We start from the raw sequence: 13,623 nt of genomic DNA, 5'->3' as shown, positions 1-13,623 counted from the left end.
CGTGTGGAGCCTGCGCAGCCCGCGCTCGGTGCAGCGCAGGATCGGCGCCGTGAACACCGCGGCCAAGCGGCTGCTGCTGCGTCCGCTCGCCTCACGGCAGAACTACCCGGACTCGGCCATCAGCCCGCAGCACCGGGTGAACGGCAAACCGCCCGACTGGGACACGTACAAGATCATGGCGGTGCACAACTTCGCCAACTGGGAGCTGCGGGTCGGCGGGCTGGTGGAGAACCCCGTGACCCTCACACTGGCGGACATCCGGGCGCTGCGCGACAAGCAGACCCAGTGCACGCTGCACAACTGCGTGCAGGGCTGGTCGAGCGTGGGCAAGTGGGGCGGGCTGCCACTGCGCGACCTGGTCGAACTGGTCCGGCCGTTGCCGGAGGCCCGCTACATCTGCTTCCTGACGATGCAGGACAACACCCGGGACGAGCCCAGCGCGGACGGCGAAGGCCGGTTTTACGAGATCATCGACCTGGAGCTGGCGTACTACCCGCAGGTCCTGCTCGCCTACGAAATGAACGGCGAGCCGCTGCCGATCAAGTACGGCGCTCCGCTGCGGCTGCGACTGGAGACCCAGGTCGGCTTCAAGATGGCCAAGTGGATCGAGCAGATCGAGTTCATCGCCGACTACTCGAGGATCGGGATGGGGATGGGCGGCTGGCGCGAAGACAACGTGTACTTCGACAAGGACGTGGAGATCTAGGCACAAGCTGCAGGAGGCCTTGGTCACGCAGTTGGACACTCAGAGACCACAAAGGCCGCTCTCCACGATCGGGAGGCGGCCGCTGAGCTGGGTGGGGCTACCTGGACTCGAACCAGGGACCTCTTCCTTATCAGGGAAGCGCTCTAACCGTCTGAGCTATAGCCCCGCACTCGGTGCAAGGAACGTTACCGCATCTCGCCTGTGGCGGCGAATCCGTTCCCCGACCGAGGTAAATCTTACCGTGCCCCTGCCGCTGGTCGTGCCCCGTCCCGGTGTTCGTGCCTGGGCCACGGGGACCGCGTACGGCTACCGCCGGCGCGCGGTAGCCGTACGAAACGCGTTATTCGGCCTCACTGAAGGTCATCTCCACGCCGCCGACGAGGTCGGCGGACATGTTGTAGATGACCGCGCCCAGCGTGGACAGCGCGGTGATCAGCACGACGTTCACCGCGCCGAGCAGGGCGGTGTAGCCGAGGATGCGCATCGGCTCGAACCAACTACTGATGTCGAGGGCGATGCCGGCGTTCTGGTCACCCGCCAACTGCTGCACGGCATCGGTGATCGAGGAGAAGACGCCGAGCGCGGAAAGCACGCCGTACAGCACGGCCACGGCCACGAACAGCACCACGAAGCAGACCAGGGAGACGACGAAGCTGAACTTCATCGCCGACCACGGCTCGACCCGGCGCAACACGAGGTGGGCCTTGCGCGGCGGCCGGGCGCCGGACTTCTTGTCCTTCTTGCCGCCCAGCACACCCTGGCCGTCTTTCCGCTCCTCGAAAGCGAGGCCCTTCATGGCGCCGCCGGCCGCCAGCACCCCGCCGTCCCCCGCCGGACCCGGACGGGCCGCGTCACCGGCCGGCGTCGGCCGGGGGAATCCCGCTACCGGGTTCCCCTGGGCGCTGTTGCCCGAAGCGGCAGCCGGGCCACCGGACTGACCGCTCCCCGGGCCCCCGGGCTGGCCCCCCTTCGGCGGCAGTCCGGCCGGCCTGGCGTAGGCGGCAGTGGGCTCCGCGGCGCCCGCGAGCCTGCCCTCCGTGGGTCTGGCATCGTCCGCTGGCGGCCGCTGCTTCCACGGCTGGTCCGGTGCGGACGTCCGGACGCGAACGGTGTCTCGAGCCGGGTCTTCGGCCTTGGCCTTCTCACCAGGTGTCACATCATGTTCATCGCGCGCCACTCTGGCGACGCTACCCCCATCCTGGGCCGACCCGCTAACCCCGTTCCTCCCGTTACTCATCAGCCTCGTCTCCTGCCCCGTTTTCCTCGGTCTCCAACGACTCGGCATTCCGGGCCAGCGCGACGACGCTGTCTCCCTCTGCGAGGTTCATCAAGCGCACCCCCATCGTCTGCCGGCCCGACCGCTTGATCTCCCCGGCGCTGGTCCGGATCACCCCGCCTACCGAGGTGATGGCGAAGACCTCGTCCTCGGGGCGCACCATGACGGCTCCGACCAGCTTGCCACGGGCGCTTACGATCTTCGCGGTAAGCACGCCCTTGCCGCCCCGGCCCTGCACCGGGTACTGCTCGGCCGGGGTGCGCTTCGCGTACCCGCCCTCCGTGGCGATTAACACGTCCTCGCCGTCCCTGATCACGTTCATGGACAGGAGTTCGTCGCCGTCGACGAACCGCATGCCGATGACGCCGCTGGTGGCGCGGCCCATCGGGCGCAGCGCGTCATCGGACGCGGTGAAGCGGATCGACTGGGCATTCTTGGAGACGAGCAGGAGATCGTCTTCCTCGGAGACGAGCCGGGCCCCGATCACCTCGTCGTCCTCGCGGAGGTTTATGGCGATGAGGCCACCGGACCGCGGCGAGTCGTACTCCGACAGCCTGGTCTTCTTCACCAGGCCGCTTCGGGTCGCCAGCACGAGATAGGGCGCGACGTCGTAGTCCCGCAGGGCGAGCATCTCCATGACGTGCTCGTCGGGCTGCATCGCGAGCAGGTTCGCCAGATGCTGGCCGCGCGCGTCGCGCCCGGCGTCCGGCAGTTCGTACGCCTTGAACCGGTAGACCCGGCCCTTGTTGGTGAAGGCCAGCAGCCAGTGGTGGGTCGTGGTCACGAAGAAGTGCTCGACGATGTCGTCCTGACGCAGCTGCGCGCCGCGCACTCCCTTGCCGCCGCGCCGCTGGGCCCGGTAGAGGTCGATGCTGGTGCGCTTGGCGTAGCCGCCGAGGGTGATCGTGACGACGACGTCCTCTTCGGCGATCAGGTCCTCCATCGACATGTCGCCTTCGTGCGCGGTGATCTCGGTCTTGCGCTCGTCGCCGAACTTACCGATGATCTCGCCGAGTTCGTCGGAGACGAGCCGCCGCTGCCGCGACGGCGAGGCCAGGATGTCGTTGTAGTCCGCGATCTGCGCCATCAGCCCGTCGTACTCGTCCTGGATCTGCTGCCGTTCCAGCGCGGCCAGCTTGCGCAGCTGCATGTCCAGGATGGCCTGCGCCTGCACCTGGTCGATGTCGAGCAGCGTCATCAGGCCGCCCTGGGCCTCGGCCGCCGACGCCGATCCCCTGATCAGCGCGATGACGTCGTCCATCCGGTCGAGTGCTCTCAGCAGGCCACGCAGGATGTGAGCCCGTTCCTCGGCCTTGCGCAGCAGGAACCGGGTCCGCCGGACCACGACCTCGATCTGGTGGGTGATGTAGTGCCGGACGAACTGGTCGAGCCGCAGCGTCCGGGGCACCCCGTCCACCAGCGCGATCATGTTCGCGCCGAACGTCGTCTGCAGCTGGGTGTGCTTGTACAGGTTGTTCAGCACGACCTTGGCGACCGCGTCGCGCTTCAGCACGATCACCAGTCGCTGGCCCGTACGCGATGAGGTCTCGTCCCGTACGTCCGCGATACCGGTGACCCGGCCGTCCTTGACCAGCTCGGCGATGGTGAGCGCGAGGTTGTCCGGGTTCACCTGGTACGGAAGTTCGGTGACGACCAGGCACTGTCGTCCCTTTGCGTCCTCCTCGACCTCGACGACAGCCCGCATGATGATCGAGCCGCGCCCGGTGCGGTAGGCGTCCTCGATACCGCGGCGGCCGACGATCAGCGCGCCGGTCGGGAAGTCGGGGCCCTTGATCCGGGCCATCAGCCCGGCGAGCAACTCGTCATCTGTCGCCTCGATGTTGTCCAGCGCCCACGTGACGGCCTCGCCGACTTCCCGCAGGTTGTGCGGCGGGATGTTCGTCGCCATGCCGACCGCGATGCCGGCCGACCCGTTGACCAGCAGGTTGGGGAACCGCGACGGCAGGACCATCGGCTCCTGCGACCGCCCGTCGTAGTTCGGCTGGAAGTCGACGGTCTCCTTGTCGATGTCCCGGAGCATCTCCATGGCGATCGGCGCCAGACGGCTCTCGGTGTATCGCATCGCGGCCGCGGGGTCGTTGCCCGGCGAGCCGAAGTTGCCCTGCCCGTCGACGAGCGGGTAGCGCAGCGACCACGGCTGCGCGAGCCGTACGACCGTGTCGTAGATCGACGTGTCGCCGTGGGGGTGGTAGGACCCCATGACGTCTCCGACGATGCGCGAGCACTTGAAGTAGCCGCGGTCGGGGCGGTAGCCACCGTCGAACATCGCGTACAGCACGCGCCGGTGCACGGGTTTCAGACCGTCGCGCACGTCCGGCAGCGCACGGGACACGATGACCGACATCGCGTAGTCCATGTAGCTGCGCTGCATCTCGGCCTGGATGTCGACCGGTTCGATGCGATCGGCGGGAGGCCCGGGCTGAGTGTTCACTTCCGTCACGAAAAGTCCTTCTGGTCAGACACTCTGCTCAGACGTCGAGGAAGCGGACGTCACGGGCATTGGTGATGATGAAGTTCCTGCGGGCCTCGACGTTCTCGCCCATCAGGACGCTGAACAGGTCGTCGGCCTGGGCGGCGTCGTCGAGCGTGACCTGACGGAGCAGCCGGGTCTCCGGATTCATCGTGGTCTCCCAGAGCTGCGCGGCGTTCATCTCGCCCAGACCCTTGAAGCGCTGCACGCCATCGTGGGCGCGGGGGTCGCGCCTGCCGCGGGAGATGCCGTCCTCGATGATCGAGTCACGCTCGCGGTCGGAGTACGCGTACGAGGCGTCCTCCCCCTTGCGGTCCCACTTGATCTTGTAGAGTGGCGGCTGCGAGAGGTAGACGTGACCCGCTTCGATCAGCGGCCGCATGAACCGGAACAGCAGCGTCAGCAGCAGCGTCGTGATGTGCTGCCCATCGACGTCGGCGTCCGCCATCAGGATCAACTTGTGATAGCGCAGCTTCGAGATGTCGAACTCTTCGTGCACTCCGGTGCCGAGCGCCGTGATCAGCGCCTGGACCTCGGTGTTCTTGAGGACCTTGTCGATCCGCGCCTTCTCGACGTTCAGGATCTTGCCGCGGAGCGGCAGGATCGCCTGGAACTTGGGGTCGCGACCGCCCTTCGCCGAGCCGCCGGCCGAGTCGCCCTCGACAATGAACAGCTCGCACTTCTCCGGCTCCGACCACTGACAGTCGGCCAGCTTGCCCGGCAGTCCGCTGCCGCTCTCCAGCAGTGACTTGCGGCGGGTCAGGTCGCGGGCCTGCCGGGCCGCGATGCGGGCGCGGGACGCCTGGAGCGCCTTGCTGATGATCTCCTTGGCCTCGCCGGGGTTGCGTTCGAGCCAGTCGCGCAGGTGATCGTTGCAGGCCTTCTGGACGAACGACTTCGCCTCGGTGTTGCCCAGCTTGGTCTTGGTCTGGCCCTCGAACTGGGGGTCGGCCAGCTTCACCGAGATGATCGCGGCGAGGCCCTCGCGGATGTCGTCACCGGCGAGGTTGTCGTCCTTGCCCTCCTTGAGGAACTTCTGCTCCCGGGCATAGCGGTTGACGATGCTGGTCAGCGCCGCCCGGAAGCCCTCCTCATGGGTGCCGCCCTCGGCCGTGTTGATCGTGTTCGCGAACGTGTAGACCGATTCGGTATAGGAGCCGTTCCACTGCATGGCGATCTCGACCGAGATGCCGTCGCCGTGCTCCTCGAAGTCGATGACCGAGCCGTGGATCGGCTCCTTCTTCGCGTTCAGATGGGTGACGAAGTCCGCCAGGCCGCCCTCGTAGTAGTACGTCACGACCTTGGGCTCGCCGTTGATGTGGTCGGGCCGCTCGTCGGCGAGCTGGATCGTCAGGCCCTTGTTGAGGAAGGCCATCTCCTGGAATCGGCGTGAGAGCGTCTCGAAGTTCCAGGCGGTCGTCTCGAAGATCTCCGGGTCGGGCCAGAACGAGATCGTCGTGCCGTGGTCGTCGGTCGGCTCGCCCTTCTGCAGCGGGCCGGTCGGCTTGGCCGTGACGTACGACTGCCGCCAGACGTGCCCGTCGGTGCGGACCTCGACCTCGAGCCGGCTGGACAGCGCGTTGACGACCGAGGCGCCCACGCCATGCAGGCCGCCGGAGACCGCGTACGACTTGCCGTCGAACTTGCCGCCCGCATGCAGCACGGTGAACACGACCTCGACGGCCGGGCGGCCCTCGGCGGCCACTATGCCGACGGGGATGCCGCGGCCGTGGTCGAAGACGCGCACCCCGCCGTCGGCGAGCAGCGTCACCTCGATCCGGTCGTTGTAGCCGGCCAGCGCCTCGTCGACCGCGTTGTCCACGATCTCGTACACCAGGTGGTGCAGACCGCGCTCACCCGTCGAGCCGATGTACATGCCGGGGCGCTTGCGGACCGCTTCCAGGCCCTCGAGAACGGTGATAGAGCTTGCGTCGTAGGACAAGTGCGAAATCCTCCTGCCGCGGACACGCGGCGCCGGGCACCCTTGATTGGCTGCCCTCGCCGTGCCCGTCACCGTTGTGAGTGCCCCGATGCGCCCACCCAGGGGAGTCGGCTTCCAGGTGTGCCTGGGCCGGGGTGAGACAAACCGGACGTGTCCTTGAGTCCGCCTTCATTCTACCGTTCAGATCGACCGCGGGGGGCATTGACGGGGGCTGTGATGCCCTGTCGCTTGACGATCATGTTTTTGAGCACCCCCCACGTGGGACGGGGGTCGTCGCCTCAGGGGCGATTTTGAGCCGGTTCGACGTCCGGTCTCGGGTCTGGTGTGGCGGGTGTCCGGCTCAGCCGACTGTGCTCTTTGGTACGGCTCAGCGATACGTGTCCCGCGGTCCGCGCGAGCCGCGTACCCGCAGGCCGCCTTCCGGACGGGCCGATCCCCCGACCGGGCCACGCACCTTCACCTGCTTGACCGTTCCGTCGCCGAGTTCCTCATTCAGCCGCTTGACCAGCGTCGATGCCAGCAGGCGCACCTGCGTGGCCCAGGCCGTCGAGTCGGCGGTCACGATCACCTCGCCGTCCGCGAAGCTCTCGGGCCTGGTGTGCTCGGCCAGCCCGGGACCGACGATCTCGCGCCAGCGACCGAAGACACCTCCGATCGCGGCGGTCTGCTCCCAACCCCGATCGGCGAGCAGGTCGCGGATCGCCCGGCCGAACAGCTGCGGATCGCCGGAGTCCCGCCGCTGACCGCCGGGCCGGCGGCGCGGCTCGGTCCGGGGAAGCTGCCCGCGCCGGGCGGCGTCCGACTTGGCCTGTGCCAGCTTCTCCCGAGCCAGCGCCGCGCCCCGTACCGCGGCCATCTGCGTTTGGGGCGGTTGTCCACCGCCTGTGGATAAAGTAGGGGATTGAGCCGTGCCGAGAGAAGGTTGACGGGATTCAGGGGACGACCCGGGGGGTTCGGGCAGGGGACGTTCAGCGGACACGGGTCACGGTCCCTTCGATCACGTCGAATCGGGCCCCGGCGAGTTCGGGCGGCACGTCGCCGGCCACCGCCGCGGTGATGAGCACCTGCTCGGCGGGGGCGACGATCTCGGTGAGCCGCCTGCGCCGCTGGTCGTCGAGCTCGGCGAACACGTCATCGAGGATGAGCACGGGATCGCCGCCATCCGATCGGAGGAGGTCGTAGGCGGCCAGCCGGAGCGCCAGCGCGAACGACCAGGACTCGCCGTGGCTGGCGTAACCCCGGGCCGGCAACTCACCCAGCCGGAGCAGCAGGTCGTCGCGGTGCGGGCCGATCAGCGTGACACCGCGCTCCAGCTCGGTCCGGCGAACCTCGGCGAGGGCGGCGCGCAGCCGTTCAGCTATATCCTCACGAGTTATCCCCAATGGAGGTATATCTGTGGATAACTTTCCTTCGTCTGCCACGCTCCGATAGTCCAGATCCGCCAGCCCGGACGACGGGGCGAGCGTAGCGTAGGCCTTGGCCGCCATCGGACGCAGCGCGTCGACCAACTCCAGGCGGGCCGCGGTCAACTCGGCGCCGTGCCGTACGAGATGGGCGTCCCAGATCTCGAGAGTGGCCAGCACGTCTCCGGCCCCCGCGGCGGCGAACCCCGCCTCTTCGTCCTGCCTGCGGGCGCCGCGCCGCCTACCGCCGCCCGAAGCGGCGATCGTACGCAGCAGGGCGTTGCGCTGCTTCAACACGCGATCGTAGTCGGCGCGCACCCCGGCGAGCCGTGGGGCACGGGCGACCAGTAGCTCGTCCACGAAACGACGCCGCTCCGAGGGGTCACCCTTGACCAGCGCGAGATCCTCGGGGGCGAACAGCACGGTCCGCAGCAGGCCGAGCGCGTCGCGCGGCCGGGGAACCGGAGAGCGGTTCACCCTGGCGCGGTTGGCCCGTCCCGGGTTGATCTCCAACTCGATCAGCGCGCGGCGGTCGTCCTTGACGACGACAGACCGGATGACCGCCCGCTGCGCGCCGTGCCGTACGAGCGGGGCGTCGGTGGCGACCCGGTGACTCGAATGGGTGGCCAGGTAGCCCAGCGCCTCGACCAGGTTCGTCTTCCCCTGCCCGTTCGGGCCGACGAAGGCCGTGGGCCCGGGCTCGAGCATGAGCTCGACCCCGGCGTACGACCGGTAGTCGGTGAGGGAAAGGCTCGCCACATGCACGCCCGTAAGGCTAGCCCTCCCCACCCCCCACCTTGGCCGTGATCTTGCAGTTACTCGCAGACTTACCCTGTCACCTGGGAAAACACTTGCCGTGATCTTGCAGTTTCTCGCACAGATATGCGCTGACCTGGGGTTACCGTGTCCGTGATCTTGCAGTCGGGCGATCGAGCTGACTGCAAGATCACGGAAGCACTTCCCCCTGGTCGGCGCCTACGGCTGCGAGTTTCTGCAAGAGCATGAATGGAACAAGCGCAGGTGGAGTGTGCTGCGTGCGAGTAATCGCGAGATCACGGCAAGGGAGGGGGGACGTCGGCGCCGGGGGAGTCGGCGCCCTTGCCCGTCTGGCCCTCGCTCGAGGCGACCGCGTGGCCGCCGAACTGGTTGCGCAGCGCCGCGACCATCTTCATGGCCGGTGAGTCGGTCTGCCGGGACGTGAAGCGCGCGTAGAGGGCGGCTGTGATGGCCGGAAGGGGCACGGCGTGCTCGACCGCCGCCTGGACCGTCCACCGGCCCTCGCCCGAGTCCTCCGCATACCCCTTCAACTCGGCCAGATCCGGATCCTCCTCGAGGGCCCGGACCATCAGGTCGAGCAGCCAGGAGCGGATGACCGTGCCATGTCGCCAGCTCTTGAAGGTACCGACGATGTCCGTCACGGCTTCGCTGGCTTCCAGCAGTTCCCATCCCTCGGCGAAGGCCTGCATCATGCCGTACTCGATGCCGTTGTGGACCATCTTCGCGAAGTGTCCGCCGCCGACGCCCCCAGCACGGACGAAGCCGTCCTCACCCGCAGGTTTGAGCACCTCGAAGATCGGCATGAGCTGCCCGATGTGCTCGGGGGCGCCGCCGGCCATGAGCGCGTAGCCGTACTCCAGTCCCCAGACGCCGCCGCTGACGCCCACGTCGACGAAGCCGATGCCCTTCGCGTCGAGTTCGACCGCGTGCCGCTGGTCATCCTTGTAGTGCGAGTTGCCCCCATCGACGACGATGTCGCCGTCCGACAGCAGTTCTCCGAGTTGTTCGATGACGGCCCGGGTCGGATCGCCGGCGGGGACCATCACCCATACGGCGCGCGGAGGGTCCAGCCTCTCGACGAGCTCTTTGAGGCTGCCGGCATCGCTGATCGACGGGTCGCGGTCGTATCCGATGACCTCATGGCCGCCACGACGCAGCCGCTCGGCCATATTCCCGCCCATCTTGCCGAGCCCGATCATGCCGATCCGCATGTCAGCCACCCCTTAGCCGCAGCAACCATCCAAACCCGCCCGAAAGGCACGCGTACCCTAACGCGACGGGCCTATGCCCTCGCCCAGATCGTACGCCCGTGATCGCTCAGCAGATCAGCTCAAGAGATCAGCTCGACAGGCGGATCGGCATGATGAGGTAGCGGTAGTCCTCGACCGTACCGTCATCCACAGGTTTACCCCCGGTGAGGATCGCCGGCTTGGTGGAAGTGGTGAACTGCAGCCGCGCCACGTCGGAGTCGATCGCTCCGAGCCCCTCCAGCAGGTACTGGTGGTTGAACGCGATGTTGATCTCGTCACCGTCGAACTCGACCGGCAGCGCCTCCACGGCCTGTGCCTCGTCGCCGCTGCCCGCCTCCAGGACGACCTCGCCGCCGCGGAAGGTCAGCCGTACGGGGGTGTTGCGCTCGGCGACCAGCGCGACGCGTTTGACCGCCTCCACGAACGAGGCTGTGGACAAGTCCGCGTGCGCGGAGAACTCGGTGGGCAGCAGCGAGCGATACTTGGGGAACTCCGGGTCGAGAAGCCTGGTCGTGGTCCGCCTGCCCGAGCTGGAGAAGCCGATCATGCCCTCGCCGGTGCCGCCGACCGAACTGAGCGCGATCTCCACTTCCGCGCCCGTGCCGCCGAGCGCCTTGGCCGTCTCGGCGAGTGTACGGCCGGGGATCATCGCGATCGCCTGGAAGGCCGACTGCTCCGGCTGCCACTTCAGCTCCCGTACGGCCAGGCGGTAGCGGTCGGTCGCCGCGAGGGTCACCGTGTCGCCGTCGATTTCCATGCGGACACCGGTGAGCATGGGCAGCGTGTCGTCCTTGCCCGTCGCGACCGCGACCTGAGCGACGGCCGACGCGAACATGTCACTGCCCACCCGGCCGGCCGCCGGCGGCATGGACGGTAGCGAGGGGTAGTCCTCCACAGGCATGGTGAGCAGCGTGAACCTCGCGCTGCCACAGGTGACGACCGCCTTGGACCCCTCCACGACGAGGTCGACCGGCTGGGCGGGGAGCGCTCGGGTGATCTCAGCGAGGAGCTTGCCGGAGACGAGCACCACACCCGGCTCACCGGTCTGCAGATCGAGGGTCACTTCGGCCGAGACCTCGTAGTCGAAGCCTGAGAGCTTCAGCCGCTGGTCGTCGGTGACCTCGAGCCGCATGCCCGCCAGCACCGGCACCGAGGGCCGGGCCGGAAGGCTGCGCGCCGTCCACGCCACGGCCTCGGCGAGCACGTCGCGATCGATCCGGAACATCACGGTGGATCAGCCTCCTGGGTATCGGTGCTCCGTCAAGTCTTCCACCTCCCGAGACCCCGGTGCTCCAGAACCCGGGTACCTCCCCCGGCTGGGTGCCCCGGGCGTGATCGCTTGAGAAACCTGAGCACCTCCCGGAACCCTTCTATGGTTCTTGAGTTCTTCATTGAGAGAGAAAGCAGTCATCTTCTTAGGGGCGGTGGATATGTGGATTACTCGAGTTTTCGCAGCTCAGAGACAGTTCTTCATCCACCGGCCCTGTGGGTGAAGAGTGGATGAAGCGGCCTTCGCTGTGGGCGCGCGAACTGTGCCCACAGCGCTTCCCCAACTTGGAGGGCCGTCATCCACGAGTAATCCACGATGTTTCCACCGGTTATCCACCGGGTAGGAGTCCGTTTTGTGCCTGCGGAAATCGCTACGCACAGGGCATCCCCAGGATGTCCACGGGTCTTCCCCAAGAAATCCCCAGGCTTTCCCCATGTTCGTCCACAACGCCGCATGGCGATCTTCCAGGGGATGTCAGGGTGAAGTAGTCGCGAGCGAGCCGCGGATGGGCACCCTGATGCGATCCACAGGGATATCCACAGGCTGTGAATCAAGCGTTGCGTGCTCGCTGCTTGACGCGCGTCGTCAGCTCGTTGACCTGGTTGTACATTGATCGACGCTCGGCCATGAGTGACCGTATCTTCCGCTCGGCGTGCATCACGGTCGTGTGATCCCGACCACCGAACTGCTGGCCGATCTTCGGCAGAGAGAGGTCCGTCAGCTCACGCGCCAGATACATGGCGATCTGGCGGGCGGTGACCAAGGCTCGTGAACGGGAGCTGCCGCACAGGTCGTCGAGCGAGACCCCGAAGTATTCGGCCGTCGTCGACATGATCAGAGAGATGGTGATCTCTGGGCTGGCATCCTCGCTGATCAGGTCCTTGAGGACGACCTCGGCGAGCTGGATGTCCACGGACTGCCGGTTCAGGCTGGCGAACGCGGTGACCCGGATCAGGGCCCCCTCCAGCTCCCGGATGTTCGTCGCGATGCGGCTCGCGATGTATTCGAGCACGTCGGGCGGCGCGGCCAGCCCCTCCTGTATCGCCTTCTTACGCAGGATCGCGATGCGGGTCTCCAGCTCGGGCGGCTGGACATCGGTGATCAGCCCCCACTCGAACCGGTTGCGCAGCCGGTCCTCCAGTGTCATGAGCTGCTTGGGCGCGCGGTCGCTGGATATGACGATCTGCTTGCTGGCGTTGTGGAGGGTGTTGAAGGTGTGGAAAAACTCCTCCTGGGTCTGCTCCTTACCCTCCAGGAACTGGATGTCGTCCACGAGCAGGATGTCGACCGCGCGGTAGCGGGCACGGAACCCGTCCGCCTTGTGGTCGCGGATGGAGTTGATGAAATCGTTGGTGAACTCCTCAGAGCTCACATAACGCACTCTGGCACCCTCATAGAGGTGCTGGGCGTAGTGGCCGATCGCGTGGAGCAGGTGGGTCTTGCCCAGGCCGGAGTCGCCGTAGATGAACAGCGGGTTGTACGCCTTGGCGGGAGATTCGGCGGCGGCGACGGCGGCCGCGTGGGCGAAACGATTGCTCGCCCCGATGACGAACGTCTCGAAGGTGTACTTCGCGTTGAGCCGGGCCGGCTCGCTCGAGGTCCGCCCGCCGCCACCGCGCACGTCCCACCGGTTGTGCGAGGGCTCGGGCTTCGGCGGGGGCTCGGGTGAATATCCGCCGGTCCGCTGTGGGTAATCCTGCCCGCCGTACGGCCCGGACTCCCGTCGCGCGGAGTCGTCCTCGGCGTAAGGAGGACGCTGTCCCTGTGGGTGGGGCTGTGGATATTCGACCTGCCGAGGCGGCTGCAGCCCGCTCTGCCCGGTCTGCCCGGTGCCCACGCCGGACCGGCCCGTGGCGGCGGTGTTCTGCCCGTAGGAGGCGGCACTGTTCTGCCCGTAGGAGGCGGCGCCTGGATCGACCATCACCGCGATGCGCACCGGCTGCCCCAACTCCTGTGCGAGCGCGTGCGCGATCAGCGGGCGGAGCCGTACTTCCAGGACCTCCTTGGCGAAGTCGTTGGGGGCGGCCAGGAGGATCGTGTCGTTGATCAGCCCGGAGGGCTGCGTCATCTGGAGGAAAGCGCGCTGCTGCCCGGAGACGCCCTCGTCGAACAGGGTCGCGAGCGCCCGAGCCCATACAGCGTTGAGATCGACGCTATCCATGGCCCGGCCACTCCTCCCGTTACGCGGTCCCCGCTCGTACGCCGCGATCCCAGCTCGCCCCGTCCGGAGGTTTCCGGTTGACCCTCCGCACGGATGATCCACATCTGATCCACATGATGTGGACAGTCCCGCACATTCTGCCCAGGCGCATCCATACTGATGGAGGGAATGGCCGGAGGGCCGACAGTATCGGTGTGCACAACCCGCGTTCAAGACGTTGTCCACAGCCTAACGGGCCGAAGTCGCTGCCGTAGTCGCTTGTTCTTTCCCATCCCGGTCGCCTGGACGAGGCCCGCTCGTGGGCGGGCGGAGCGCCTGCGGAGCGTGGGAAGGCCAGGTGGACGGGA

Annotated in this window: 9 protein-coding genes and 1 tRNA gene; 1 reads left to right on the top strand and 9 read right to left on the bottom strand. The window is 67.4% G+C overall.

Annotated features, from left to right (window positions below; translation table 11 throughout):
• Window positions 1-706: molybdopterin-dependent oxidoreductase (locus ACFHYQ_RS19410; RefSeq protein WP_394302569.1), on the top strand; the 706-nt coding region annotated here is incomplete at its 5' end.
• 92 nt (window positions 707-798) lie between these two features.
• Here the strand turns inward: ACFHYQ_RS19410 and ACFHYQ_RS19405 are convergent.
• The 9 genes from ACFHYQ_RS19405 to dnaA form a co-directional block, all read right to left on the bottom strand.
• Window positions 799-872 (bottom strand) — tRNA-Ile (locus ACFHYQ_RS19405).
• Between the two features lie 174 nt (window positions 873-1,046).
• On the bottom strand, window positions 1,047-1,883 hold the full coding sequence (locus ACFHYQ_RS19400) for a DUF3566 domain-containing protein (RefSeq protein WP_394302568.1): 837 nt from the start codon (window positions 1,881-1,883) through the stop codon (window positions 1,047-1,049).
• A 52-nt stretch (window positions 1,884-1,935) separates the two neighbouring features.
• Complete coding sequence (gyrA, locus tag ACFHYQ_RS19395) at window positions 1,936-4,443, bottom strand: DNA gyrase subunit A (RefSeq protein ID WP_394302567.1); 2,508 nt, start codon at window positions 4,441-4,443, stop codon at window positions 1,936-1,938.
• Between the two features lie 28 nt (window positions 4,444-4,471).
• On the bottom strand, window positions 4,472-6,415 hold the full coding sequence (gene gyrB / locus ACFHYQ_RS19390) for a DNA topoisomerase (ATP-hydrolyzing) subunit B (protein ID WP_394302566.1): 1,944 nt from the start codon (window positions 6,413-6,415) through the stop codon (window positions 4,472-4,474).
• A gap of 367 nt (window positions 6,416-6,782) precedes the next feature.
• Entirely contained in the window at window positions 6,783-7,271 is a 489-nt protein-coding gene (locus ACFHYQ_RS19385) for a DciA family protein (RefSeq protein ID WP_394302565.1), read from the bottom strand.
• A 112-nt stretch (window positions 7,272-7,383) separates the two neighbouring features.
• Window positions 7,384-8,583 (bottom strand): DNA replication/repair protein RecF, encoded by a 1,200-nt coding sequence (gene recF, locus ACFHYQ_RS19380; protein ID WP_394302564.1) that lies wholly within the window; start codon window positions 8,581-8,583, stop codon window positions 7,384-7,386.
• A 287-nt stretch (window positions 8,584-8,870) separates the two neighbouring features.
• The gene (gnd, locus tag ACFHYQ_RS19375; RefSeq protein WP_394302563.1) at window positions 8,871-9,806 is read right to left on the bottom strand and encodes a phosphogluconate dehydrogenase (NAD(+)-dependent, decarboxylating); all 936 of its coding nucleotides are present in this window, start codon (window positions 9,804-9,806) and stop codon (window positions 8,871-8,873) included.
• Between the two features lie 127 nt (window positions 9,807-9,933).
• Window positions 9,934-11,073: a DNA polymerase III subunit beta gene (gene dnaN / locus ACFHYQ_RS19370; protein WP_394302562.1), complete on the bottom strand. Its 1,140-nt coding sequence runs from the start codon at window positions 11,071-11,073 to the stop codon at window positions 9,934-9,936.
• A gap of 592 nt (window positions 11,074-11,665) precedes the next feature.
• Complete coding sequence (dnaA, locus tag ACFHYQ_RS19365) at window positions 11,666-13,276, bottom strand: chromosomal replication initiator protein DnaA (protein ID WP_394302561.1); 1,611 nt, start codon at window positions 13,274-13,276, stop codon at window positions 11,666-11,668.
• Window positions 13,277-13,623 lie beyond the last annotated feature (347 nt).

Origin of the sequence: Sphaerimonospora cavernae (assembly GCF_042435035.1) — a bacterium.
GTDB classification, from domain to species: domain Bacteria; phylum Actinomycetota; class Actinomycetes; order Streptosporangiales; family Streptosporangiaceae; genus Sphaerimonospora; species Sphaerimonospora cavernae.
Note: the sequence above shows the minus strand (reverse complement) of the source record. Positions and strands in the feature narration are given on the sequence as shown.

Bases quoted from the DNA above. Each gene is read 5' to 3' on its own strand.
- ACFHYQ_RS19385 (WP_394302565.1), bottom strand. From the start codon at position 7,271: ATGGCCGCGGTACGGGGCGCGGCGCTGGCTCGGGAGAAGCTGGCACAG.
- gnd (WP_394302563.1), bottom strand. From the start codon at position 9,806: ATGCGGATCGGCATGATCGGGCTCGGCAAGATGGGCGGGAATATGGCC.
- dnaA (WP_394302561.1), bottom strand. From the start codon at position 13,276: ATGGATAGCGTCGATCTCAACGCTGTATGGGCTCGGGCGCTCGCGACC.